The sequence below is a fragment of the Rhodococcus sp. A14 genome (genome assembly GCF_011603105.1).
Lineage (GTDB): Bacteria > Actinomycetota > Actinomycetes > Mycobacteriales > Mycobacteriaceae > Rhodococcus_F > Rhodococcus_F opacus.
This window is the reverse complement of the sequence record NZ_JAAOQS010000088.1, coordinates 1-25,006: the sequence shown is the minus strand read 5'-3', so window position 1 is coordinate 25,006 and position 25,006 is coordinate 1. Positions and strand designations below refer to the sequence as shown.

21 protein-coding genes and 4 pseudogenes are annotated in these 25,006 nt (G+C 63.5%); 13 read left to right on the top strand and 12 right to left on the bottom strand.

The features are described from left to right. Positions 1 to 9 precede the first annotated feature (9 nt). Genes G9373_RS33320 through G9373_RS33310 form a run of 3 tightly spaced genes read left to right on the top strand, consistent with a single transcriptional unit; the run spans position 10 to position 2,141 of the window. Positions 10 to 213 carry a ferredoxin gene (locus G9373_RS33320; protein WP_061043735.1) on the top strand — a complete coding sequence of 68 codons (204 nt, stop codon included), beginning with the start codon at positions 10 to 12 and terminating at the stop codon, positions 211 to 213. Beyond that, positions 210 to 1,370 carry an FAD-dependent oxidoreductase gene (locus tag G9373_RS33315; protein ID WP_167119040.1) on the top strand — a complete coding sequence of 387 codons (1,161 nt, stop codon included), beginning with the start codon at positions 210 to 212 and terminating at the stop codon, positions 1,368 to 1,370. Before G9373_RS33320 ends, G9373_RS33315 begins: the two co-directional genes overlap by 4 nt. Before the next feature lie 18 nt (positions 1,371 to 1,388). Then, entirely contained in the window at positions 1,389 to 2,141 is a 753-nt protein-coding gene (locus G9373_RS33310) for an IclR family transcriptional regulator (protein WP_167119037.1), read from the top strand. Between the two features lie 510 nt (positions 2,142 to 2,651). Here the strand turns inward: G9373_RS33310 and G9373_RS33305 are convergent. The 5 genes and pseudogenes from G9373_RS33305 to G9373_RS33285 form a co-directional block, all read right to left on the bottom strand. Continuing rightward, positions 2,652 to 3,041: pseudogene (locus G9373_RS33305) on the bottom strand (2-oxo acid dehydrogenase subunit E2); the annotation flags it as partial. A 23-nt stretch (positions 3,042 to 3,064) separates the two neighbouring features. Further along, complete coding sequence (locus G9373_RS33300; protein WP_167119034.1) at positions 3,065 to 5,416, bottom strand: transketolase C-terminal domain-containing protein; 2,352 nt, start codon at positions 5,414 to 5,416, stop codon at positions 3,065 to 3,067. Between the two features lie 534 nt (positions 5,417 to 5,950). Continuing rightward, on the bottom strand, positions 5,951 to 6,751 hold the full coding sequence (locus G9373_RS33295) for an SDR family oxidoreductase (protein ID WP_167119030.1): 801 nt from the start codon (positions 6,749 to 6,751) through the stop codon (positions 5,951 to 5,953). A gap of 56 nt (positions 6,752 to 6,807) precedes the next feature. Continuing rightward, on the bottom strand, positions 6,808 to 7,902 hold the full coding sequence (locus tag G9373_RS33290) for an NAD-binding protein (RefSeq protein ID WP_346842881.1): 1,095 nt from the start codon (positions 7,900 to 7,902) through the stop codon (positions 6,808 to 6,810). A 5-nt stretch (positions 7,903 to 7,907) separates the two neighbouring features. Continuing rightward, on the bottom strand, positions 7,908 to 9,260 hold the full coding sequence (locus tag G9373_RS33285) for an MFS transporter (protein ID WP_167119024.1): 1,353 nt from the start codon (positions 9,258 to 9,260) through the stop codon (positions 7,908 to 7,910). Between the two features lie 170 nt (positions 9,261 to 9,430). Between G9373_RS33285 and G9373_RS33280 the strand changes: the two genes are divergently transcribed. After that, complete coding sequence (locus G9373_RS33280) at positions 9,431 to 10,219, top strand: IclR family transcriptional regulator (RefSeq protein WP_167119021.1); 789 nt, start codon at positions 9,431 to 9,433, stop codon at positions 10,217 to 10,219. On the opposite strand, the gene G9373_RS33275 is transcribed toward G9373_RS33280, so the two are convergent. After that, the gene (locus G9373_RS33275) at positions 10,213 to 10,983 is read right to left on the bottom strand and encodes an IclR family transcriptional regulator (protein WP_167119018.1); all 771 of its coding nucleotides are present in this window, start codon (positions 10,981 to 10,983) and stop codon (positions 10,213 to 10,215) included. The two genes, G9373_RS33280 and G9373_RS33275, sit on opposite strands and share 7 nt — an antisense overlap. Before the next feature lie 133 nt (positions 10,984 to 11,116). On the opposite strand from G9373_RS33275, the gene G9373_RS33270 reads away from it, so the two are divergent. Next, positions 11,117 to 11,554 (top strand): cupin domain-containing protein, encoded by a 438-nt coding sequence (locus tag G9373_RS33270; protein WP_061045378.1) that lies wholly within the window; start codon positions 11,117 to 11,119, stop codon positions 11,552 to 11,554. A gap of 116 nt (positions 11,555 to 11,670) precedes the next feature. Beyond that, positions 11,671 to 12,162: a nitroreductase family deazaflavin-dependent oxidoreductase gene (locus G9373_RS33265; protein ID WP_167119015.1), complete on the top strand. Its 492-nt coding sequence runs from the start codon at positions 11,671 to 11,673 to the stop codon at positions 12,160 to 12,162. Positions 12,163 to 12,812: 650 nt separating this feature from the next. Here the strand turns inward: G9373_RS33265 and G9373_RS33260 are convergent. Beyond that, the gene (locus tag G9373_RS33260; RefSeq protein WP_167119012.1) at positions 12,813 to 13,574 is read right to left on the bottom strand and encodes an SDR family NAD(P)-dependent oxidoreductase; all 762 of its coding nucleotides are present in this window, start codon (positions 13,572 to 13,574) and stop codon (positions 12,813 to 12,815) included. 732 nt (positions 13,575 to 14,306) lie between these two features. Here G9373_RS33260 and G9373_RS33255 point away from each other — a divergent pair. Next, positions 14,307 to 15,056: an SDR family oxidoreductase gene (locus G9373_RS33255; RefSeq protein ID WP_346842880.1), complete on the top strand. Its 750-nt coding sequence runs from the start codon at positions 14,307 to 14,309 to the stop codon at positions 15,054 to 15,056. A 53-nt stretch (positions 15,057 to 15,109) separates the two neighbouring features. On the opposite strand, the gene G9373_RS33250 is transcribed toward G9373_RS33255, so the two are convergent. Continuing rightward, the gene (locus G9373_RS33250) at positions 15,110 to 15,499 is read right to left on the bottom strand and encodes a nuclear transport factor 2 family protein (RefSeq protein ID WP_167119006.1); all 390 of its coding nucleotides are present in this window, start codon (positions 15,497 to 15,499) and stop codon (positions 15,110 to 15,112) included. A gap of 87 nt (positions 15,500 to 15,586) precedes the next feature. On the opposite strand from G9373_RS33250, the gene G9373_RS33245 reads away from it, so the two are divergent. The 3 genes from G9373_RS33245 (at position 15,587) to G9373_RS33235 (ending at position 17,848) form a co-directional block, all read left to right on the top strand. Further along, on the top strand, positions 15,587 to 16,027 hold the full coding sequence (locus G9373_RS33245; RefSeq protein WP_167119003.1) for a MarR family winged helix-turn-helix transcriptional regulator: 441 nt from the start codon (positions 15,587 to 15,589) through the stop codon (positions 16,025 to 16,027). A 251-nt stretch (positions 16,028 to 16,278) separates the two neighbouring features. Then, positions 16,279 to 16,839 carry a nuclear transport factor 2 family protein gene (locus tag G9373_RS33240; RefSeq protein ID WP_167118995.1) on the top strand — a complete coding sequence of 187 codons (561 nt, stop codon included), beginning with the start codon at positions 16,279 to 16,281 and terminating at the stop codon, positions 16,837 to 16,839. Between the two features lie 574 nt (positions 16,840 to 17,413). Next, entirely contained in the window at positions 17,414 to 17,848 is a 435-nt protein-coding gene (locus G9373_RS33235; protein ID WP_167118992.1) for a nitroreductase family deazaflavin-dependent oxidoreductase, read from the top strand. Between the two features lie 708 nt (positions 17,849 to 18,556). On the opposite strand, the pseudogene G9373_RS33230 reads toward G9373_RS33235, so the two are convergent. After that, positions 18,557 to 19,539: pseudogene (locus tag G9373_RS33230) on the bottom strand (glucose-6-phosphate isomerase); the annotation flags it as partial. A 3-nt stretch (positions 19,540 to 19,542) separates the two neighbouring features. Next, positions 19,543 to 20,442, bottom strand: coding sequence for a phosphogluconate dehydrogenase (NAD(+)-dependent, decarboxylating) (gene gnd / locus G9373_RS33225; protein ID WP_167119069.1), 900 nt, complete (start codon positions 20,440 to 20,442; stop codon positions 19,543 to 19,545). 162 nt (positions 20,443 to 20,604) lie between these two features. Between gnd and zwf the strand changes: the two genes are divergently transcribed. After that, positions 20,605 to 22,185 (top strand): glucose-6-phosphate dehydrogenase, encoded by a 1,581-nt coding sequence (gene zwf / locus G9373_RS33220; RefSeq protein ID WP_167118989.1) that lies wholly within the window; start codon positions 20,605 to 20,607, stop codon positions 22,183 to 22,185. Positions 22,186 to 22,477: 292 nt separating this feature from the next. On the opposite strand, the gene hxlA is transcribed toward zwf, so the two are convergent. Both hxlA and hxlB read right to left on the bottom strand, forming a co-directional pair. Beyond that, complete coding sequence (hxlA, locus tag G9373_RS33215; protein ID WP_167118986.1) at positions 22,478 to 23,107, bottom strand: 3-hexulose-6-phosphate synthase; 630 nt, start codon at positions 23,105 to 23,107, stop codon at positions 22,478 to 22,480. Between the two features lie 44 nt (positions 23,108 to 23,151). Beyond that, on the bottom strand, positions 23,152 to 23,733 hold the full coding sequence (gene hxlB, locus G9373_RS33210) for a 6-phospho-3-hexuloisomerase (protein ID WP_167118983.1): 582 nt from the start codon (positions 23,731 to 23,733) through the stop codon (positions 23,152 to 23,154). A gap of 190 nt (positions 23,734 to 23,923) precedes the next feature. Here hxlB and G9373_RS33205 point away from each other — a divergent pair. Together G9373_RS33205 and G9373_RS46930 are read left to right on the top strand one after the other, a co-directional pair. After that, positions 23,924 to 24,121, top strand: a pseudogene (locus G9373_RS33205) (helix-turn-helix transcriptional regulator); the annotation flags it as partial. A 155-nt stretch (positions 24,122 to 24,276) separates the two neighbouring features. Then, a pseudogene (locus G9373_RS46930) lies at positions 24,277 to 24,387 on the top strand (putative sulfate exporter family transporter); the annotation flags it as partial. Positions 24,388 to 25,006 lie beyond the last annotated feature (619 nt).

Sequence of the window (25,006 nt, the reverse complement as noted above, 5' to 3'; positions counted from 1 at the left end):
AGTACTGCGGTGAACTACCACATCGACATCGACACTCAAGCCTGCAACGGCTACGGCAATTGCGTCGTGTCCGCTCCCGAAGTATTCGACCTCGACCCAGAGACCAACATCGCGACCGTGCGTGACGGGCATCCGGACGACAACGACACCGAGGCTCTACTCGAGGCGGAAGCCGACTGCCCGGTCCGAGCGATCCGACTGAGCCGAACATGACCCGCAGCACCACTGTCGTCGTCGGCGCGTCCGTCGCCGGTGTCCGGGTCGCGCAGACGCTACGCAGGCGTGGACACGACGGTCCAGTGATACTGCTCGAGCGTGAACCTGGGAACCCTTACGACAAGCCTGCGCTTTCCAAAACCGTGCTCGTGCAAGATGAGCTGCCCTCCGCTCTCGGCACGGCCACCGAGTTGGCGGAGGAGAACATCGACTTCCGGGCCGGCACGGCGGTCGACGGTCTCGATCTAGTCGCCCGACAGATCCTTATCCACGGCGAGGAGCCGGTGCCGTTTGCGCAGCTTGTGATCACGACCGGCTCCCGACCACGTCGACTGTCGCAGTTCGATGGGCTCCGCGGTGTCCACTATCTACGGACTCGAACTGACGCTGCCGCGTTGCGCGCTGCGTTCATCCGTGGAGGCCGGGTCGTAGTCATCGGCGGTGGGTTCATTGGCGGCGAGGTTGCAGCGAGTGCCCGCAGCCTTGGTCTGCCGGTGACGATCGTCGAGGCCGCACCTCGGCTATTGGCCCGGCTCATGCCAACCGAGGTCTCAGAGGCCGTTGCCGGACTGCATCGTGACCACGGTGTGAAGGTAATCTGCGGTCGAACTGTCACAGGATATAGAGGCGGCTCTGATATCGAGGCCATCGAACTCGACGACGGAACTGTCTTGCCCGCCGAGATCGTAGTAATCGGGATCGGCACTGTGCCGGACACAGCTTGGCTGGAAGGTTCAGGCCTGCGCATCGACAACGGCATATTGTGCGGTCCAAACCTCGCCGCAGAGGCGACAGACGGGGTCTTCGTCGCCGGTGACGTCGCACGCTGGCACGACCCAACAACCGGTTTCTACGACCGCGCTGAACACTGGACGAGTGCTCGTGATCAAGCAGCGGTCGTCGCGCACAACCTCATTGCCGACGGGCCGCCGAAACACTTCGCCACAGACGGATACGTATGGAGCGACCAGTTCGGTGTGAGTATTCAGCACGTCGGGCGCACCGGCCCAGGCCTGCGGACAGAACGTCGACCGACCAAGGTTGGGCGCGGCCAGCTGTTCGTACACCTTTCTGGTGGCCATGTGGTTGGTGCGACGACTTTCGATGCCCCGAGTGACTTGCTCGCTGTGCGCCGCGACCTCGCTTCCCGTTGACCGAGCGTCGAGATTGAGATGCAGAACAAGCCCGCGTACGGAATCGACTCGGTTGACCACGCCCTGCAGCTAGCTGCGATCCTGCAACAGGAAGGCGCCCTGAGGGTGACCGACGCGGCCGAGCGGCTGGGCGTCGCACGGTCCACTGCACATCGCCTACTGGCAATGCTCGTCTACCGCGGTTTCGCCGAACAGAATGTCGACCGCCACTATCTAGCAGGGCCGATTCTGCGGCTGCCGGCCGCGGCAGAACCAGTCGCGGAGCTGCGTCGGTTAGCGCTCCCGCATCTACAGGCGCTATCGGCATGGACTACTGAGACGGTCAACCTCGTCGTAGTCGTCGAGGAGATGGCAAGGTTTGTCGCGACTGTGGAAGGCACCCAGGTACTGCGGGTCGGGAACAGGGAAGGACGGATGCTTCCCGCGCACCTCGCATCTGGTGGACGAGCTGTGCTCGCGACACGCTCGGAGGAGGAAGTCCATGCTCTGTACTCGGTGCGTGACTCGACCGTCCTTGACCTCGATGCCTTACTGAAAGACCTGCGTCGCGTCCGGCGGCAGGGCTTTGCGATCAATGATCAAGGCACGGAGATCGGTGTCACTGCCATCGGTCAGGCAGTCCGTGGGCCCAGCAGTGAGGTGAAGACGGCGGTCTCGATCGCGATGCCGACCGCTCGCTACCGCCGGGACCGACTCGTCGAGTGGGTGCAACGTCTCGCGGCCACGGTGAAAAGAATCGAGCAGGGGATTGAATCCACGACGCTGCCTTGAGGTCGGTACTCGGCGCACGAGGGCAATTAATTGCATTGGTTACCTGGACGATCCAATCGCCGGTGCTCGATGTACTGGCAGTTTCGTATCCGGTCGAGTCCCAGTCTGGTAATGGGGTGAAGCAGTGGGGTCGATATCGTCGTGCATCTGGACCGTCGAACAAGCCATCGCACATGCGGTTCCGGCGCCGATGATCTCCGCCGGTTCTCCTCGATCGTGGATGTACCCGTGGAGTGCTGCGTGCTGGACGACCTGCGTCCGGGGCGGTCGGCAGGTAACCAGGGGACGGTCCAGCTGGGACTTCCGAAGTCAACCGAGGCTCTGAGTTCTTCGAGGGAGTACACCGTGGCATGCTTGCCCGTTATCCGCTCGGAGAACACGATTTGCCGGTCGTACCATTTGGCAGCTTGCGCGCAGAACACCTTGGAGCCACGGGTTGCCTGCGAGGGATGAGGCAATGCAGGAAGCTCCTAGCGGTCCTTTGAACCGTCCACGGATAGAGTTCGCTAGTTATGCGAGATCATCATCGGTGAACCCTTTTTCGAGCCGTTTTTTGACGGCGGTGAGGAAGCGGGCGGCGTCGGCGCCGTCGACGATGCGGTGATCGTAGGAGATGGACAGGTAGGCCATCGACCGCACGTCGATGCGGAGCTCGCCGTCGTGGCGGGTCGGCACCAGTCGTTCGACCACCGCCCCGACACCGAGGATGCCGGTCTGGGGTTGGTTGATGATCGGGGTGTCGAACAGAGCGCCCCGGCTGCCGGTGTTGGTAAGGGTGAAGGTGCCGCCAGACAGTTCGTCCGCGGTGATCTTCCCGGCGCGGACCTTCTCGGCCTTGTCCGCGATCGCCCGGGCCAGGGCTTCGATCCCGAGGGTCTGGGCATTCCGAATGACCGGCACCGTGCGTGCGGGTCTCGGTGAAATCAGGGGATGATGTCGAGCGCCGCCCGCACGATGCTGTCGGTGTCGATGCCGTGGTAGCGGTACACCTCGTCGAGGGAGCCGACCTGCCCGAACTTGCTGACCCCAAGGCAGGTGCTGCGCACCTGGTTGATCCCGGCGAGGAACGCCAGCGTGTGCGGGTGCCCGTCGAGGACGGTGACGATCGGGGTGGCGCGATCGGCGGGGAACAGTTGGTCGAGGATCCAGCTCTCACCGGGTCCGCGGCCCTGCCGCGCCTGCATGGCCTCGAACAGCAACCCGGGGCTGGTGATGCAGACGACGTCGGCGGGGATGCCCTGCTCGGCGAGACGATCGGCGGCCTCGAGGCCTTCGGTCATCATCGCCCCGATCGCGACGATGGTGACCTGCGCATCATCTCGGCGGACGAGGGGGTAGCCGCCGGCGACCACCTGCCGGCGGCGGCGTTCGCGGGCCGCCGGGTCGGTGGGCACCGCCGCCAATGTTTGGTCGACGGGGCGGGTGGACAGCCGCAGGTAGGCGGAGGTGCCGTCCGGGCGACCGAGCCGGCCGATGCTGGCCAGCAGGGTCCACTCGGTGTCGATCGCGAACGCCGGTTCGTAGCTGATGCAACCCGGCTGTTCCAGACCGATCGACGGGGTCTTGATCGACTGGTGCGCACCGCCTTCGGCGGCGAGGGTGACACCGGAGGGGGTGCCGACCAGGATCGATTGTCCGCCCGCGTAGATGCCGTAGGACCAGGGCTCGAGGGCGCGTTCGACGAACGGGTCGTACATCACCCCGATCGGGAACAGCGGCTGCCCCCACCGGCTCCAGGTGGCGCCGAGCTCACCCATCAGTCCGACCAGGTTGGTTTCGGCGATGCCCAGTTCCATGTGCTGCCCGGTGGGCCGCTCATTCCAGTGCATGATGGTCTCGCGGTCGTCGTCGAACCAGTTGCGGCGCTCGGCCGCGGACCACACGCCGACCTTGTTGACCCAACCGCCGAGGTTGGTCGTCGAACTCACGTCGGGGCTGACGGTGACCACCCGCTTGGCCGCCTCGGGGGCTTCGCGGGTCAGGTCCAGCAGGACCCGGCCGAGGGCGGCCTGGGTGGTGGCGGTGCCCTTGGGGGTGCGGCCGATGTCGGTCGGGATCGTCAGCGCGGGCAGCGCCGGGATGGGGTCGCGGCGCAGCCGCTCCGCGTTGCCGGCGCATCGCCGCCCGGCCGGGGAGTCCGGGTCGAACCGGCCCCAGGGGTTCGCCGGGTCCATGCCCAGATCGGTGGCGAGCGAGGCGTATTCCTCGACGGACAGCAGCGAGGAGTGGTTCTGCGGGTGTCCCTGGGTGGGCAGCCCGTAGCCCTTGATGGTGTAGGCGATGATCACGGTGGGCCGGGTGTCGTCGATCTGCCGGTACGCGGCGGTCAGGGCGGACAGGTCGTGGCCGCCGAGGTTGCGGATCGCGGCGGTCAGGGTGGCGTCGTCGAGGCCGGCGACCAGAGCACTGATGTCGGTGCTGCCGGGGCCGTCGCCGGGCAGGCGGGTGCGGACCTGGTCGGCGGTGCACCGCAGCAGCCGCTGGTACTCCGGGTTGGGCATGTCGAGGATGCGGGTGCGCAGCGCCTGCCCGCCGGGGCGGGTGAACAGTTCTTCGAGGAGTTTGCCGAATTTGACGGTGATCACCTGCCATCCGGCGGCGTCGAACATCTTCTCCAACCGGTTCGCGGCGATGTTCGGGATCACCCGGTCCAGGGACTGCCGGTTCAAATCGACGATCCAGACGACCTCGCCGAGGTCGGCGATACCCGGATCGAGGATGGCCTCCCATACCGCGCCCTCGTCGAGTTCGGCGTCCCCGACCAGCGAGTACTGGCGGCCGGTGCCGGCGCCGCCGGTGGTGGTTTCGACGTAGCGGCGGGCCATGGCACCCCAGATCGGGGCGGTGGCGCCGATGCCGACCGAGCCGGTGGAGTAGTCGACGGTGTCGGGGTCCTTGGACCGGCTGGGGTAGGACTGCAGACCACCGAATTCCCGCAGGGTGGTCAGGTACTTCTCGTCGAGTTCACCGAACAGATAATTGATGCCATGCAAGACCGGGGAGGCGTGCGGCTTGACCGACACCCGGTCGCCCGGTTGGAGCTGTTCGAACCACAGCGAGGTCATGATCGAGACAATCGAGGCGCAGGAGGCTTGGTGGCCGCCGACCTTGAGGCCGGTGGGATTGGGCCGGATGCGGTTGGCGTGATGGATCATCGAGGTGGAAAGCCACAACACCCGCCGCGCGATGATTTCGAGCGTATCGAGATCAGCGGGACGGCCGGCGTGCGTAGGCGGGGGCGCGCTCCCGGGGTCGACGGACAGGGCGTTGTACATCGGACTTCTCCTTGGAGAACGTGATGCTGCATGGGCGCAACAGAATTGGATCGGATGAGCGCGGTCTACGGAAACGGATACACATGGATGCGAAGAGCGCGGTCCATTGCTGATGGCGCACTCCCGCGGAGATCGAGTTGGCCTTGTGGTCACATCACATCAATCCCTGACACGAGGACGATGGCGTGGGGGTCTGCAATGAAGGGGTAGTTGTCGGCAGAAACCTTTTACCGAGTTGACTTACGCTCCTGATTGTTTCACCGAACAGGCCACCGGATCACGGGGTCAGGCCCGGGGCGCCGTGGATGGGTGGTGACCCATCGGCCACGTCGTGTGTGTTTGTGCGGCCGATCTCGGTCTCGGATGGCTGTGCAATAGAGCGGGATCGTAGTAGTGGCTCTCGAATCGGGCTTTGCCGTTTCGTCTGACGAGCTTCACCCATTCGGCACCTTCGTCGGCCGTCAGCCCAGGGTGCGGCTGACGGCCGACGAGAAATCGGCACCGCAGGTTGCGAGGTTGATCCTGCTCGGCGTTCTATCGACCGCCGGTTTGGTCGAACGTGTTGTAGGCTTTGTCGGAACCGAGGTTGATCTTGCTGATCAGGCCACCGTCGACCGGGATGTCGATCCCCGTGACGTACCGACTATCGGGCCCAGCTAGGAATGCGACGACACCCGCGAGATCGTCGGGCTCTCCGATTCGGCCCAAAGGAATCGCACTCGTCATCGCGGTATGAACGCGCTCGTCTGCGAACGAATCACGATTGATGCCGGTCCGTACGGCTCCGGGGCTGATCGAATTGATACGGATATGGTCTTTGGCGAGTTCGCCAGCGAGCTGGCGAGTAAGTGCCAGGATCGCCCCTTTGGATGCGGTGTAACTGGGGTAACCGTGCCCGCCGAGGTGTGCTGCGGTGGAGGCAATCTGGATGATCGAGCCGCCACCAGCAGCAGCCATGAGTGGGACGACGACGCTGAGCAGATTGTAGCTTCCGGTGAGGTTGACTCGCAGGACTCGGTCCCAGTCGTCTGGGGTGGTGTGTAGCAGGTCTTTCCGAACGATAATGCCGGCGCCATTCAGCAGGACTCGTGGAGTCCCAAGGGCATGTTGCACTTCGGTGACCGCCTGAGTGACTGCGGCGTGATCGGTGATATCGACGGCGATGTCGATCGCCGTTCCACCCATTTCTTCGATGTGGGCGCGGGTTTTGGCAACAGCATCTGCGGCGATGTCGAGGAGGGCGACGGGGGCGCCGTCCTGGGCGAGTCGGATGGCAGCGGCTCGTGAGATTCCGGATCCGGCGCCGGTCACGATGGCGACATGGTCAGTGTTCATAAAAGTCTCCGTACGGTGAGTGTGCTACGAGGCGGCATTGCAGAAGAGCTAGGGATCTAGAGATCGCCGATCCCGAGTCGGAAGGGGCTGATGTTCCTATTGGTGATCAGGCCATGCACCATGAAGGGATCGTTGTCGAGGTCGCGGCCCGCCTGCTCTGCAGTGTCCGTTCGAAGCATGAGCAGTGCTCGCGGCGTGTGCGTATACGGTCCGCTGAACACGAGCGTTCCCTCTTGATGTAGTTGGCGCAGGAACCGTCGATGGTGTGGGCGAAGCTTGTCGCGCGCTGAGGTGTCCGGTGAGTATTCGTATTCGACCGCGAAAAGTGTGGTGGGGCTGTCATCAGGAGGGTGGGTCGAATGTTCGTCACTAGCGGGGACCGGGGATGAGGGCGGATTGCTTACGAGCCGCGCTCGTGCAGAGAGGATCTGGTGGGTCGGATCGGCGGGGTGGGTAACCGACACTGCTGGAAGATCGTCGCCATCGCTTTGCAGCAGTGACACGTCCTTGAAGAGCAGGTCCTGCGGAAAATTGTGGAAATGTGTTGACATCCAACTCGATCCGGAGGACGAGTTGACGACGTCCGCGAACTGGTCGGCTGCGATTCCGTACCTATCTGCTACGTCCATCATCGCGGTGAAGGCGAGGGCGTTGTACGCGGCCAGCGTATTGTTCGTCAGTTTTGCTGCTGCAGGTTGACCGTATCGGGAAAAGGAGATTGCGTATTTGGTCATGCCGTCGATGAGAGCCCGCTCTGGGCCGGTCAGGGTATCGGGAGCGTGTATAAACACCGCGAGCTCTCCGGTGGTGGCGGCGGCAGCGCCACCGGAGACCGGCGCTTCGATGACGCGGTCGCCGAGGGTCGGCAGCTTCCGGGCGTCGGTCACAGAGAGTGTGGTGAGGACGAACACCGGCAGGTGTGAGTCGGGAATCTCGGAGAAGACGCTCGGTAGATGCTCCGCGAGTCGTACAGCGACGATGACGGCAGTGACAGCGTGCCAGTCGATGTCGCCGGCCGTTACCTGTGCTGGGAGGCCGGTCGCAGCGGTGAACGTTGCAGCTCGCTCGGTGTCCCGATCGATGCCGAGGACGGGGAACCTCCTGCTGAGCGCGATCGCTGCTCCCGAGCCGATGGGACCGAGGCCGAACACGACGATCACCGGTGAGCACCTTCGAGGTCGTCGCTGGTTCGATTCGGGAGGAAGGCTAGGGCACCGAAGGAAATGGCGATGAGGACAAGTGTGTAACCCGTGATCGCCCAGGTATTGCCGTCGAAAGTGGTGAGCAGCCAGGAGGCGATGAACGGGGCTGGCGCCGAGAACAGGAGATTCGCGCCTGTGTATCCAGCAGCGGATCCGGTGTATCGCATGCTGATCGGAAACGATTCGGCGAACAACGTCGGCTGTGCGGCGGCCATGAATTGGACCGAGCTCAGACATCCCGCGATGCAGACCGCGATTAGCGCGATGTTGCGAGTGTCGATGATGGCGAAGAGCGGGAGGGAGAAGGCCGCCAGGGCGAGCAGTCCGAGGGCCAGCGTGTTTCGTCGTCCGATGCGGTCGGCGAAGCGACCACCGACGAGTGCCGCGCAAATGGAGGTGAGGTTCGCGGCAACCATGAGGCCGAACGTGAGGTCCTTGGCGAATCCGAGGGTACGAGTCATGTACGACAGTGAGAAGACGGTCGTGATGTAGAACAGCGCTCCGGCTGCGGCCCACGAGAGGATCAGGGTGATGACGATCCGCGGGTGAGTGCGGAAGACGGCGAGCGCGCGGGGGCGCTCCGTCTTTCCGGACTGCTCGCGGTCGATGGTGAAGTCGGGCGTTTCTTCGACGCGGCGCCGAATGTATACGGCGACGATGACGAGGAGGAAGCTCGCGACGAGGGGAATTCGCCATCCCCATGTGGTGAATGCGTGGTCGTCCAGGGTGGCCGCCAGACCCGTCAGTGTCAGTGTGGCCATGACCTGGCTGATGGGAGAGCCGATGGCGATGAAAGAGCTGTAGAAGCCGCGCCGGTCGTGTGGCGCGTGTTCGAGCGCCATCAGCTGGGCGCCGGTCATCTCACCACCCGCCGCGAAACCTTGAGCGAATCGCATCAGGACCAGCAGGAACGGTGCTATGAGACCGATGGTTGCGTATCCGGGGAGCACGCCGATCAGTGCGGACGCAGTGCCCATCACGATGAGTGTGTAGGTGAGTACTCGACGGCGCCCGATACGATCGCCCAGGTTGCCGAAAACCACACCTCCGAGCGGGCGGGCAAGGAAACCTGCGCCGAAGGTGCCGAAGGACGCCAGCAGCGCGACGGTCGGTGTCAGGTCGGGGAAGAAGACGACCGGGAAGACGGTGGCTGCCAGCGTTCCGTACACCGCGAAGTCGAACCACTCGAGTGCGGTGCTGAGCGTCGCGCTGAAAACGGCCTTGCGGGCCATGGGAGTTGCGCCGCCGGAAGCGAGTTCGCCTCGGCCGTGGCCGCTGCGTGCTGGCGGCGTGGTGGGTGCTGTCATTGGGTGTCCTCGATGGTTCGTCGGGAGCGTTCGTGGTGGGGCGGACGAGCCCGCGGCGTGCGGTCTGCCGGAAGACGCCGATCACCTTGCCGCGCGAGGTCTAACCTTCTCCATACGAAATGCATGGGCCATAACATTCCTTTATACGGAATGTGATGTAGGCTACACCCATGGCGTTACAGTCAGTGGATCACGCACTCGCGATCCTTCAGATACTGCAGGAACAGGACGAAATCGGCGTGTCCGAGGCGGCCGAGCGGCTGGCCGTGGCCCCATCGACTGCGCACCGCTTACTTACCACCCTCGTCGAGCGGGGATTCGCCCGGCGCAGCGTGACCGCGAAGCGGTACCGGCTGGGCCCGGCGATGACAGCAGCCCGGCGGCCCAACGCCGACGAGGACTACGTCCTGCTCGCGCACGATGTCCTCGAGTCACTCGAAGCAGCGACACACGAGACCGTTCATCTCGCGACCCTGGACGGCACCCGCGCCCGCTATCTGGACGTGGTTGTCTCGCGTGAAGAAATGAGAGTGCCGAGCCGGGTAGGGGCCCAGGTACCGGCGCATGCATCGTCCGCGGGCAAGGCCCTGCTGGCCTCGTACTCGTCTCGAAGCATCAACCGCGCCTATCCCCGAGAGCAATTGGGGGTAAGTACCGCTACAACCATCGCCAAGAAGTCGGCGCTCACACGCGAACTCGCCGGCGTCCGGGTCAATGGCTATGCGCGCATCTTCGCCGAATGGGAACCCGGAGTAAATGCAATAGCGATGCCCGTAGTGGGTGCGGGCGGCATGTCGACTGTCGCCCTGGCTGTTGCGGGTCCCGAATCGCGATTCCAGCTCGCGCGTGACGACATGCGTACGGGACACGAGCGGTTCATTGTGCACCAGCTGCGCTCCGCCGCGGCCACGCTGCAGGCAAGACTTGCCGACGCCGGATGCATGCCCGGGGGTCAATAGCGCAGTTCGGATTCGATCCGCTGCGTGGAAGCGCGTAGCTCGCCCAACAACTCTGTCTCGCGCGCAGAAAGGGTCGATCCTGCTCCTGGTGCGACACGTGACGCGGGGCCCGTGATGGTCAAAGTGGTTATCGGACGACCCACGGGTCGGTGAATCGCAACTGCGAGAGCATACAAGCCCTCCTCGGATTCCTCGACGTTTCGGGCATAGCCACATTCTCGAACCAGCTTCAATTGGGCATCCAGGTCCGACCGCGTGCGCACCCCGCGACCTGTGGGGGTCAGTAGAGTGTCTTCTGGGTAGAGGGCATCCACCTCGCCCTCGGTCAGCGTCGCGAGAAGTACCTTGCCCGCCGCGGCCGCGTACGCTTGCACGGCGAAACCGATCTTGCTCGTCACTCGCAACGAACGTTCGGACTCGCACACTGCGACGAACTCGGTGTAGCCGGCGTTGAGAATGCTGATATGTACCGTCTCCCCGGTTCTGTCGCGCAGATCGCTGAGATGTGGTGCTGCCACCTCGGCGCAATGCCCAACGGAATCGGCATCGGCAGATCCGCTCATCGCGGGGCCCAGCCGATAACCACGAGTCGGGGTTTGGTCGACGTACCGATCCTCTTTGAGTGTGGAGAGCAGCCGGTAGGTCGAGGACGTCCCGATCCCTAACTCCGTTGCGATTTCGGTGACGCCGAGCTCATTTCGGCGGGCACGCAGCAGAGACAGAATCCGAAGTGCCTGGTGGACGGATTGCAGGGTATCGGCCACAAGCATCCTCTTTCCGCATGAAGGAAACTAATTGTATCACTATCCCTCAAGGCGGAACGTGTCATAGGGAGGGGGTCTTCGCTCCACTGCCCTCCATCGCACGATGCCATCTTCGGGAAAGGTAGCCCAACCAATGAGCACGGAACTTGCCCACGATATCGCTCCGATCGTCCGCAGGTCGGACGTAACCGGCAGTGACACAGTTCAGTCCGAGGGGCTGCTGCGCACCACCGGCGTCAGTCCGAGTGTCACGCCTGCCACGAAAATCTGGTTCGGACGGGCAATCAACGCGCCGGGAACCAGATCCCTTCCGCATCATCACGGAGAGGCGGAAACCGGTGGGTACGTGGTGAGCGGGCACGCTCGAATCTACTTTGGTGACCACTATGAGAAGTACGTCGACATGACCGACGGAGACTTTGTGTTCGTGCCGCCGTACATGCCTCATGTCGAGGTCAACTTAAGTACCACGGAAGAGTTGATCTGGCTGACAGCGAGAACGCCCGACAACATTGTCGTCAACCTTCCTGACGTCGACGATTCCATTCTCGAGGGATTCCAGCGGGTCTGACCGGGTGTGAAAGAGTCCCATGCCGGCGCGCCGTACGAACGACCGCGCCTCGGCCGATACGGCCTCACCAATTCCCCCGGGTCGCTGCAGTCACTGTCGAGAAGAATGGAACAGCTATGCCTTTGGAAGGAACGTACGAGCCCAGTACGCGCGACATCTCCCGCGAACAGGTCGAGTTATACGAGCGATCGAATGGGGCGGAAGGAAACACCAGGCATGGGCTTCCGGTGGTCATCGTGACCAGCATCGGGGCGCGCAGTCGTGCTTTACGAAAAACGCCGCTCATGCGTGTCGAACACCAGGGACGGTACGCCCTCGTGGCGTCCCTGGGCGGCGGCCCCCGGCATCCAGTGTGGTACCACAACCTTCGAGCAAATCCACGTGTAGAGCTGCAAGACGGCCCTGCAAAGGTCGACTACCTCGCACGTGAGGTAACCGGCTCCGAACGGGACGATTGGTGGAACCGAGCGGTCGCAGCTTTTCCCATGTACGCGGACTATCAGGAACAGACGGATCGGATCATTCCAGTTTTCGTGCTGGAACCGATGTGCGGTGTGCAGCGGACGGAGTCGTCGGCGCCGGGTCTGGACGAGGACCGCCTTCCTTGATCGTAGGATCCCGCCTGTGAAACTCACGATCCAGGACGCGCCCGTCGCCTGACAGCCCACGCACGCATCGCACGCGCGGTCAGGCGACGGGCGCACCGTCCTCGAAGGCCGAAGTGGACGCGTCCCGGTCCACCGTCTCCGGACGGTAGTCACGTCCCGACGGGACGGGAGCACCGCCGAATCATCGAGATGCTTTCTCTCCGAGTAGAATACGCACAGAATCTGCATCGAGAGGTTCGCTGCATTACATTCGGCCGACAGCGACATCCACATTTGCACTCATAGAGAATCGTCACGGCGAGATGCCCCGATACCGACCGAAATCTGCTGCTCCTGCCGCCCCATATGGAGGAGATCGACTCTATCTCCAGCCGCGGCGGCATCTCCCTCGGTGCGCCCAGCAGCTGACCATCATGTTCACGGTGATTTGCAACAATTGGTGCATCGATTGCCCCCGAAGCTCCCAGCATGACCAAGGCAGGCATCGTTCGGCAGGGTCCCGGATTCCAGAAACCGGATGCACGACCAATCGTGCTAAGGGGCCACGGTAGCCGAATGCGCTAGTTCCTGCGCTGCTCCTTCACTCCAGTCGGCTACGGACCGGTGTAGATCGGATCTGACAAACGATTGCGCGTTTACGGCCGAACTCGTCACGGCATCCAGTCCCCACCGTTCGGGGAGAGGACTTGACCCGTGAAGAAGGCAGCGCCTGGACTGAGGAGAAAGTGAAAGGCCGCTGTCACGTCGCTGACCTCGCTGAAGCGGCCCATGGGTATGCGCTGCAACTGGCCGTCCAAGTGGCTGGGATCGAGCTTGGCGACGCGCTCTGTCAATGTTGCGACGGGGGCGATGCTATTGACCGCGATATTCCGGCCGGCGTACTCGACCGCCAGAGCGCGTGTCAAGCCGATCACGCCAGCTTTGGCCGCGCAGTATGCGGCGTCATTTACCTGCCCTCTAAGACCGAAGATCGAACTCGTGTTGATCACTCTGCCGACGCGTTCCGCCGCCATGAGCGGCAACACCTCACGGCACATATAGAAGGTCGACGTGAGGTTGACGTCAATGAGGTAGCGCCACTCGGCGTCAGAAATCTCCGTTAGCGGCTTGATCCGATTGTCACCCGCTATGTTCACGATCCCGAATGGGACTCCAAGTCGATCGACGCCGGCACGCACGGCATCCTTGGTAGCGTCCGGATCCGTTGCGTCGAAAGCGATTGGATAGACGTTTCTTCCCCAATCAGCGCACCGCTTATCAAGCAGATCGGGGTTCACGTCCATCGCGCACACTTGGTGCCCCGCGCTGAGCAGCTCGTCGACGAGTTGGCTACCGATTCCACCCGCCGCACCGGTGACGAACACCGGGCCTGATGCGATCTCAAGAACTTGGCCGTCTTTCTGAGCAAGCAACTTTAATCCCTCCACCATTGGCCCCTGTCGCCTTTAGCCTCGGGCAGAACTGGATTCGGAGGTAACGCATTCTTACATGCGGAAAGATGGTCCAGGCAAGGTGTGCTCGCTGACGTTCGCCGCGTCGCTCGCGAATCAGTCGACGATGTGTGGGGTCCATCGAACCTGGCCCGACACCGGCGTGCGGCATGTAGCCGTTCGGCAGTCCGCCGAAGATTGGCCAGCACGGTGAAAGTCTATTGTTGGCAATGCCGGATCGACGGCGTCACCGTCGTCGAATGCCATCGCCCGAAATTCCCGGTCCGTCTCGGAAACTAGAACGGGTACCGGAGCGACCCAGCAAACGTGGGTGCCGGCGACCTGTGCCGTGATAGGCCCTGGTGTCGTGGTCGATCACATCGAGTTTCCGGATCCACGTAGGACAGACACCGAAGTGCTCAGCAACTGCAGTGCGGTACTGCCAGCGACCCATGCCATCGATGCGTACGCGGCAACGGAACCCTATTGACTAGTGACACTATCGTCGATAGATTGACTGAGTCGTCAAATCGATGCGGTGGGGAGCGTGACCAGTGCGAGCGGTGATCTGCACGCCTGCTGTTGCAGTGCCTCTCGCGCTCTCGTGCAGTGCAGGAAACGCAACGAGGTTTCAAACAGGCAGGGATGCGTGGGTCAAAGGCCCGCCGAGTCCCCGATCAGAAAAGCAAAGGGCGTATGTCGAATAGTGAAAGAGTGTATGTCATCACAGGCGCCGCCTCGGGAATCGGTGAGACGACCAAGCGGTACCTGGAATCGGAAGGCCACCGGGTGATCGGTGCCGACCTGCAAGGCGCAGATGTAATCGCAGACCTCAGCACTTCAGACGGGCGGGTGTCCCTCGTCGATCAGGTCGCCGACCTCACCGGGGGGAGGATTGACGCAGTCTTGGCAGTGGCGGGTGTGGACATCAACGGGCCAGAAACTGTGGCAATCAACTATTTTGGTGCACTTGCTACCCTGCAGGGCCTTCGACCGTTACTAGCGAAATCGGCCGCACCCCGCGCGGTGGCCGTCTCCTCGATAACATCGGTCCACCCGTATGACCAGCAGATGTTGAACATGATGCTGAATGGCAGTGAGAATCAGGCCAAAGCACGCGCCGAAGTAGCCGAATTTGCTTACGCGACTTCAAAGCGTGCCCTCTCGATGTGGATTCGTCGCGCTGCAATATCAGCAGACTGGGCTGAAGCTGGAATCCCACTTAACGCTATTGCACCTGGGCTCGTGAGGACCGCGCTGCTGACGCGACTTTTCGAAGACCCCGCAACCGAACGTCGAATCAAAGCGGGCACTCCGATGCCGCTCGGTGGTCCGTACGATCCGATCTCTGCAGCCGAGTTGCTGTCGTTTCTGTCGAGCGAAAAGAATGGTCACATCACCGGTCAGACGATCTTCATTGATGGTGGTGCTGATGCGATAATTCGTGGCGACACGGTCTGGTGAGGCACGTACTTCTGATAGACACGAGCAGAACGTCGGCCCAGGTCTTGACCTGGCTAGCGCGCGTTCCCTAAGCCGCGATCGGATTCTGTGCCCTCAAGCATCATTGTCACCTCCTCGACGCGAGTGAACTTGCCGTCAACGTTCTGCTCGCCGAAGAGATAGACCTCCTGCTGGACCAGCGACCCGTCGGTCTTGACGATATCGACGACGTGCCGCGAGCTGTACTGCTCGTTGTCGGTAACCTCGTCGAGGACGGTGACGTCGATGCGACGGACGGCGTCGCGCAGATACGCGATGTGTTCTTTGAAGCCGGCGAAGTCGTCCCAAATGCCGTTGGTCCGTTGCCGATAGTTCGGCGCGAAGTGTCGCGCGATCACGTCTTCGAGGGGATCGCTCCCGCCGATGAGATCGTTCAGTGCAGTCTTGATATCCGCGGCCATCATGAAGCCTCCAGTCCAAATATGTGTGCGTTTTGCACACGTACGAGCATAGCGCGAGTGTGTGCAAAAAGCACAAGTTAGGGTGGTGTCATGGACGCTACCCCCGCCACGGCAGTGGCAGACGCATTAGGGACTGTGCTTCAACGCGGATTTCGGAACAAGCTTTATGCTGAGCTCACCAGGGCTCTCGACGAGTCGCTCGACGTCAGCACATACCCCGTCATTAGCGCGGTCGCCCGATATGGTCCGAGTAGTGCGGGAGCGCTGGCCTCAGAAGTGGGCGTCGACAGATCTGTCGTCAGTCGCCGCGCCGGGCGACTCGTCCAGGCGGGCTATCTGCGGACCGTCACCGATGGTTCCGATGCTCGATTCGTCCTGCTGGAACTGACCCCGAAGGGGCATGAGGCCGTAACCATCATGCGCGAACGCCTTTCCGAGGCAATAGCGCGCCGACTCGGAGATTGGCCCGAAGCGAGCCAAGAGGCGTTTGCGCAACTACTCACATGCTTCGTGCAGGACGGCCCTCTCTAATCACTGGGAACCATGGCGCGACGGTCCGGCTGGGATGCTATTGATCTGCACCAGGGCATCGCATGTCCGTCTTTTGTGTAAGAGCAGCGCCTGGAAAATTTACGGAGTCGTCGGATATTTGACCCATTTGCTTGACTTGGCGTGCTGACACTCGGCATGATCTGGATCACGGTCGATCGTGATCGTGGGCGACGAACCGATCGGCAATCTTAGATCTGCACAGCAGCAACATCTTTGAATGGAGTGATGCGTTGAGTACTCAGATCGATTCAGAAGCGAAATCAGACTCCGACGACTTGAAACTGATCCGCGCAGAATTGCAGGAACTTCGGGACAAAGACTACATCCGAGAGCGGATGGACCTCTACGCATTCCTCTTGGACACCGCACGGTGGAAAGACATTCCAGAAGAGATCTTCACTGACGACGCGACGGACTTCCATCTACCAGAGAGCACGCCCCCTCGCGTTCCACGCGGGCGGCGGGAGTTGGGCGCGTTTTTCGACGAAGTGATGCAAGACTTTGCGGGTACACAGCACATGATGGGCAACTTCTCGGTCCAAGTACAGGGAGATGAGGCGACCAGCCGCACCTATGCCTTGTGCGCTCATTGGATGGCGGAAGACGGGCCAAAGCCGGCCGACTGGACTGTTGCGATCTGCTACGACGACAAGTGGCGGCGGACCTCCGTTGGATGGCGAGTCTACGAACGCCGTCTTCATTCCTTCGGGCCGTACGGAATAGCAGCCGGAACGCCGCCTCATAATCAAACTCGTGTTGGCAGTGACCTGTACGGAGCTCGCGACAGATAACCAACGTCACTGGGGTCGACGCGATCGGGATGCGGGCCGGTCTTCGGAGAGGTGGATACAGTGTCCGACTGAAGTCTGACGCACCACCTTCCTGAGACCGAGCGCCGCCTTTGTGTTTGAGGGAGATCGTTGATCGGTGGAATGACGATCTGCTCGCCGAGTGCGTGCGCGGGCGGATCCTGAGGTGACCCGGCGGATGGGTGTGGCCGGAGGGCATGACCGCGCCCGGTCAGCCGCACGAGGACGCGCTTCCGTGGTGTTGAAGTGCACCCGGGGGGCAGGTGGCATCTGACCGTGCGGAAACGGGACTGACCGCTGTCGCGCGCGATCTGGGATCCACAGAATGTAGGCGTGAGGGCAGCTACGTGACAGACGGGAAACCGGCCGATCACCCACAGGTGTGCAGTCGTTGACAGAAACCCAAGGGACTCCCCAGGGTGGCACTGCCAGTCCTAGGCAGAAGAGTGCGTACTCCAGCGCAATAAGTCACCGCCAGAGCTGCGTTGAACCAGCAGACCCGCCAATCCGAACACTTCGCTCCAGCGTCGTCGTGAGAAAGAAAAGGTGATCCAACGTGCCTCTGAACGGTGAATACATCCTGGGCCCCGAGGGCTTTGTACGGGACATGACTGTGCAGATTCTCGAGACGGGTACGACGGACAGCGTGGATTGGGGAGGAAGGCCGGTGATCCTGCTCACGGTGCGCGGTGCGAAGAGCGGAAAGCTACGCAGGGTCCCGTTGATGCGAGTCGAGCACGCCGGCGCCTTCGCGCTCGTTGCCTCGGACGGCGGCGCTCCGACGCATCCGGCCTGGTACCACAATTTGAAGGCCGAGCCACTGGTAGAACTACAAGACGGCACTGAGACGTACGACTATCGCGCTCGGGAACTTGCCGGTAGCGAGCGAGCCATCTGGTGGGAACGGGCTATGGCGGCTTATCCCGTCTACGCCGAGTTGGAGCGAAAGACGACTCGCGTCATCCCTGTTCTGATACTCGAGAAGCCCTGAAGTCATCAGGATCTCTGCCCATAGCGACGGTCCTCAAGCTCAATAAGCGTCGCTGTCTGCTGTAGCCGGAACACCATTCGTGTAGCTGTGGCTCTCACCGACCTGGGGGCCACAACGGTATGAGTGTCGTGAGTTGGTGAAGGATTCGAAGTCGTGGGTCGATGCGGAGGCATCGTGTAACAAAGCGAGCCGGTCATTCGGTGTACTTCACGCCTCACCGGCCGCGTCAGTCGTGTTTCGTGCCGGTGGGGCCCGAACGTAACGGTCGGGCCCCCAGGGAGTCGACGATTGTCGTGGTCTTGGCGCTGACCGTGGCTCGCTGAGGGGGAACTCGTCGGTCTGGCCACCATCGGAGACGGCATCGGGGCTGTTCAGTGTCCACCGAAAAGCTGCCAGGCCCGGCCCGTCTGCTGGGCGCGGAGTGATTGCTCCATCCATGGAACTGTATCGGCTGCATCCGGAATGGTGAACTCACGCCGCCTTCGCCGGACACATCGATGGCCGTCTTCGTAGAGTGTGGAACGCCGGGGGGATCGATCCTCGGTTTTCGGGGCTGGTAGTGGGTTGAGCACGGTTGTTGCGTTCCCTACGGCTCTCTAGTGGGCGGGCGCGGAGTCGTTGCAGTGACCTTCGTCGGTGTGGGCGTGGCACCAGAATGTCTGCCGGCCAGGTGGCTAGCCTCGGGGAGGTGAGCGGGAGCGGGTGGTGATAGTTGGAGTACCAGAAGCCGAGGAGCCCAAGCAGCACCGGGGCGTTCGCCTCCAACGGCGCCTCGGCGAAATGGCGGTCCATGGTGTGCATCCCGGCGAGGAATTGCGCGAACGCGTCCCGGCCGATCGCGGCCATCACCGACAGCCCGATCGCGGACCCGACGGAGTAGCCGCCGCCGACCCAGTCCCAGAACTCGAACATGTTGCCGGGGTCGATACCGAACTCGGCTACTTTCGCGGCGTTGGTGGAGACTGCGACGAAGTGCCGGGCCACGGCATCGGCACCGAGTGTGTTGGTGAGCCATCGCCGGGCAGCGGTGGCGTTGGTGAGGGTTTCGATGGTGAACGTTTTAGACGACACGACGAACAGCGTCGTCGCCGGGTCAAGATCGGTGAGGGTGGCGACGAGGTCTGCGGGTCGACGTTCGAGACGAACCGGACCGCGATCCCGGCGTCGGCGTAGTGACGCAGCGCGCCGTACACCATGCGCGGTCCCAGATCGGAGCCGCCGATGCCGACGTTGACCACCGTGGTGATGCGTTTGCCGGTAGCGCCGCGCCACTGTCCGCTGCGGACGCGGTCGGTGAAGTCGCCCATCCGGTCGAGCACCCGGTGCACGTCCGCGACGACGTTGTGTGCATCGACGGTGAGTGTCGCATCGGCGGGTAGGCGCAGCGCGGTGTGCAGGACCGCCCGGTGCTCGGTGGTGTTGACGTGGTCTCCGCGCAGCATGCTGTCGCGGCGTTCTTCCAGGCCCGCCGCGCGGGCCAGGTCGGTCAGCAGAGCGAGGGTGGTCCGGTCGATGCGGTGCAGGCTGTAGTCGATGTAGAGGTCACCGGCGGTGGCGGTGAGATCGCGGCCACGCTCGGGGTGGGTGGTGAAAAACTCCCGTAGGTGCAGGTCGGCCACGTCGGCGTGGTGGGCCTGGAGCTTCTGCCATTCGGGGGAGCGGGTGACGTCAGATGGGGTCGAGGTCGTCACGGTTCAGGCGATCCCGGCGGTCTCGACTGGTCGGACGGCGTGCCCACCGAACTGGTTGCGCAGCGCCGAGACGGCTTTCATAGCGGGGGAGTCGTCCTGGCGGGACGCGAACCGGGCGAACAGTGCGGCGGAGATCACCGGCGCCGGAACCGCGTGTGCGATGGCTTCTTCGACGGTCCAGCGGCCTTCGCCGGAATCCTCGGTGTAGCCGGAGATCGCTGCCAGGTCGGGATCCTCGGACAGGGCCTGCACCAGGAGGTCGAGCAGCCAGGACCGCACGACGGTGCCCTTCGACCAGGCACGCAGGACCGCGGGCACGTCCACGATCGAGTCCTCGGCGGCGAGCAGCTCGTAGCCCTCGGCGTAGGCCTGCATCAGCCCGTACTCGATGCCGTTGTGCACCATCTTCGCGTAGTGTCCGGCGCCGACCGGGCCGGCATGGACGAAGGAGTCCTCCCGCTCCCCGTCCGGTCGCAGCGCGTCGAAGACCGGCATCAACCGGTCGATGTCGGCGGTGTCGCCGCCGGCCATCAGCGCGTAGCCGTTCCGCCGCCCCCACACCCCACCGGAGACGCCGCAGTCGACGTAGCGGATGCCGTGTTTGGCGAGGACGTCCGCGTTGAGCTCGTCGTCGGTGAACCGGGAGTTACCGCCGTCGACGACGAGGTCCCCGGGTGCGAGCAGGCGGGAGAGCTGCCCGATGATCTGGCGGGTCGGCGCACCGGCGGGCACCATCACCCACACCGCACGCGGCACCGGAAGCGACTCGACCAACGCTTCGAGGCTGCCGGCATCGCTGTCGGCGGCGTTCGGGTCGTATCCGATCGCCTCGAGGCCACGTTCCCGCAGACGCTCGCGCATGTTCAGCCCCATCTTGCCCAGACCGACCAATCCCAGTTTCATCGTCACCGTTCCACTTTCGATTCTCGAGTATCATGCCGGGATCTATGTCTACGGGGTTTCGGCGGCCGCCTCACCTGACCGGACGGGCAGCTGTCACTGGCCGCTCGGCCAAGTGCATTACCTCGCCGCACCTTCGACACTGGTAGTCGACGCATTGTCCGAATGCGCCTGTGGTGGAGCGAAAGACGGAGTGCAACAACAGTGACCGTGTCTGAAGTGCAGGAGAGGAATCCGCTGGCAGGCGGCTCGGACGGCCGGCTCGGTGAGGCGTTGATCGGCAACACCGGTCAGGTCACCGACCCGGCGTCGATGGTGATCTTCGGAATCACCGGTGATCTCGCCCGCAAGAAACTGCTCCCGGCCATCTACGACCTCGCGCACGGTGGCCAGCTGCCACCGGACTTCGATCTGATCGGCTTCGCTCGCGACAGCACACACGCCGAAGATCGGCTTCGCGAGGCAGTGATCGCGCACGCGCGCACACCATTCGACCCGGCGGTGTGGGCGGAGCTGGCCGAGCGTATCCACCTCGTGCAGGGGTCGTTCGACGACACCGCGGCCTTCGCCCGGCTTTCCGCCCGGCTGGCCGAGCTCGACGTCCGCCGCGGCAAGCCCGGCAACTACTTGTTCTACCTGTCAGTGCCGCCGTCCTCCTTCGCGGCGGTCTGCGACCAGCTCGCGATTTGCGGTCTGAACCGGAATGCGCACGGATGGCGCCGGGTGGTGGTGGAGAAACCGTTCGGGCACGATCTCGCCAGCGCGCAGACCCTCGGTGTCGCGCTGGAAAGGGTGTTTCCGCCGGCCTCGATCTACCGCATCGATCACTACCTGGGGAAGGAGACGGTGCAGAACATCCTCGCGCTGCGGTTCGCGAACGGAATGTTCGAGCCACTGTGGAACAACCGCCACATCGACCACGTGCAGATCACCATGGCCGAGAGTGTTGGAGTGACCGGGCGCGCCGGGTACTACGACGGCGTCGGCGCCGCCCGCGACGTCGTCCAGAACCACCTGCTGCAACTCTTGGCGTTGATCGCGATGGAAGAACCCGTCGCGTTCGACGCCGACAGCATCGCCGCCGAGAAGCTCAAGGTCCTCTCCGCCACCGAACTCCTCGGACCGCTGGCGGAGACATCAGCCCGTGGCCAATACGGTGCGGGCGTGGATAACGGGGTTCCCGTATCGGGATTGGCCGACGAGGCAGGGTTCCCTGCCGACTCGGCGACCGAGACCTTCGCGGCCCTGACAGTGGGGATCGCGACCCGCCGGTGGGCAGGCGTGCCGTTCTTCATCCGCACCGGTAAACGCCTGGCGCGGCGGACGACCGAGATCGCGGTGACGTTCACACCGCCTGTCCATGGGTCGCCCGCTGCCCGGGCCGCGGCGGTCTCGAACGTGCTCGTCTTCCGGGTCCAGCCCGACGACGGAATCGAACTGCACATCGGCGCCAAACGCCCGGGCGGCGGCATGCACATTCAGCCGGTCAGCCTCGGGATGGACTTCCGGTCGGTGTTCGACCCGGCACCGGATGCCTACGAGCGGCTGATCTGTGACGTGCTGCGTGGAGACGCCACACTCTTTCCTCGCCGGGAGGAGGTCGAATGGTCCTGGCGGGTCATCGATCCTCTCCTCGAGCAATGGGCCGCCGTCGGTCGCCCGGACACCTATCCGTCCGGCGCGTGCGGCCCGGAGTCCGCGGAAGGGATCCTCAGCCGGACCGGCCGGGCGTGGCGCCCGCTCTGACCCGTCCGGGCAGGTAGATGCGTCGAGGTGGGACCGGTCGAGGGGTTCGGTCTCGCCCTCCCGGAGGGCAGCTCGACCGGTCTTGGACGATCTCGATGCTGCGCGTGCTGGTTGGCCACACCCGAACTCGGGCGGGTGAACCTGGTCTGCGTGTTGAGCGGTCTCCGTTGGCGCGACGACAGCGGACGCAAGTCCTCGAACACCGTTACAGACTCGGCCGGCAGCGCCGCACCATACAACGAAAGGCCCTGAACACGAACGTGTTCAGGGCCTTTCGTTGTATGGTGACGGGCTACTTGGTGAGGGCTTCCTTGAGTGCCTTCGCGGCCGCGGCGGGGTCCTCGGCGCTGTAGATGGCGCCACCGGCGACGGCGACGTCGGCACCCGCATCGCGGACGGCGGCGATGGTGTCGACCTTGACGCCACCGGCGACGGAGAACGGGACACCGGCGATCTTGCCGTCGTCGAGGAGGGTCTGGATCGAGTAGCCGGGCTGGGCCTGCTCGTCGAGGCCGGCGTGGATCTCGACGAACGCGACTCCGAGCTTGGCGATCTCGCGGGCGCGCTCGACACGGTTTTCGACGCCGATCAGGTCGGCGACGACCTTCTTGCCGTGCTTGCGGCCGGCCTCGACGGCGCCCTTGATGGTGGCATCACCGGCGGCACCGAGGACGGTGACCAGGTCGGCGCCGGCGGTGAACGCCAGGTCGGCCTCGAGGAAACCGGCGTCGGCGGTCTTGAGGTCGGCGAAGACCTCCTTGTCCGGGTGTGCGGCCTTGATCGCGCTGATGGCACTGAGGCCGGCGCTCTTGATCAGCGGGGTGCCGAGTTCGATGATGTCGACGTACGGGGCCACCTTGTTGGTGAGTGCCAGCGCGTCGGCGGTGGTGAGCAGATCGACTGCAACCTGCAGCTTCGTCATGTGTTTCTCCTGTTATTTATCTTCGGGGGTCCGGGGTGCTCGGGTCAGCCGATGTTGGCGTGGCGTTCCCACAGCCGCTCGGCGGTCTGGTCTTCGTTGTGCCACAACGCCTGGAACAGGGCGTCGAAGGCGAGGAGCACGGACTGTTCGAACAGGCTGCCCGCGTACTGGCGGGTGATGGCTGCGCTGTGGTCCTGCTTGTCGGCCGCGGGAAGGATCAGGACGTCGTCGGCGCGCTGGGCGAGCGGCGAGTCCGAGGCCGTGGTGACGGCGAGCACCGAGGCACCGACCTTCGTCGCGGTGTCGGCGGCCCCGACCACCGAGGCGGTGGTGCCCGACCCGGACACGGCGATCAGCACGTCGTGTGCGCCGACGGCAGGGGCGGTGACCTCACCGGCCACGTGCACGCGCAGACCGAGGTGCATCAAGCGCATGGCGGCCATCTGGATGGCCAGGCCGCTGCGCCCGTTGCCGATCACGAAGACCGCCCGCGCGCTTGTGATGAGCGAACCGGCGCGGTCCCACTGTTCTGCGGCAATGGAATTGAGCAGCCGCTCGTTCTCGTCGAGCACGATGCGGCGCCCGTCGCTGAACCGTGTGCGGGTCTGCTCGACGGTGACGGTCATGATCCTCCTCGGTGATGGCTGTTCTGTCCTGGTTCCCAGGCTGCCGACCCCGCTGCGCTTCGGCACCCGGCCGCTCGGCCGGTTCGGGCTGGTCGGTTGGCCAGTGCCTTCTCACCGGTAGCGGCAATACTGTGAATGCGTGGTAATTGCGGAGGACTCTGTTCGGTTGCAGGTTGAGGCCTGGGTGGAGATGCGGAAGGTGATCACGGGCCCGCTCCCGGACATCGCGGCCGGCTTCTCGCGGTTCCTGGGCCAGTTGTGGTCGCACGACGCTATCTTCACCCGTGAATGCACCGGACGCCCCCGCAAAGTGGCTGGTAACCGTCAGATCGTCGACCGGGTGACCATCGATGAACTCGACGAGATCAAACAATCCATCGAACCCGGTGTACCAGGACCTCCGCGGCCTGTTGGTCGCCGCGTTGCACTCAACCGAGCCACGCGTGTATGCGATCAACCCGATGGCGGGAGTGTCGATCGCCTCGGGAACGGGATCCTGATCGTGGTCGCCGATGTCGGAGATTCTCGTCGGGAGATCTGTGAATCCGCTTACATCTCATCCGGAAGGTCGGCGCTCGACCGTTCATCCTGGCCACGATCTCCACCGCTTGGGTGGCTGCGGTCGCCCTCACGGGTGTGCTGCTCGCGGGGTGAATCAGAGCTATATCGTGGACGGAAATTTCATTTTGACCAACATTCGAAAGACGACAACGGTGACGTCGAAATCCTCATCGGTTAGCGGGCAGGCCGCCGAATCGACCGAACGCCGCGTGCTACGCCGCAGACGACGCCGATCAAACGTCGCTGGCGCCCGCGGGTGGGCAGCTTCGAGTGAATCGGCACGTTTAATTGAGTTCGCTCATATCTGGGCCCCATATGGTGGGGCTCCCAGCGACGAAGTGTTCACAACGTTCGGAATGACTCCGGCACGTTTCGCGGAAGAACTGCGAGACGCCATGAAGGACAGCGGCATCCATCCAGACACGGCTTGGATACATACGCGCGGCTATCTTACGAAGTGACGGCATCAGTTCGGGAGAGGCACATATCGGCGATCTGTGCGGCAGCGCATACCAGCGTCGCGCGCTCACTGCTACCTGGCTTTTTAATACCGTGTCCCGCGGACCAGAACTGTCGCAGGCACGCGATGGTCGAGCACATTGGACGCCGACCTGACCGTAATTTCTCCACGCGGTGAATATTCCGCAGGAACGCGCACCCCCGTTGGTGGGAATCGAAGATGCTTCTCGACCCGACCCGACCCGACCCGACC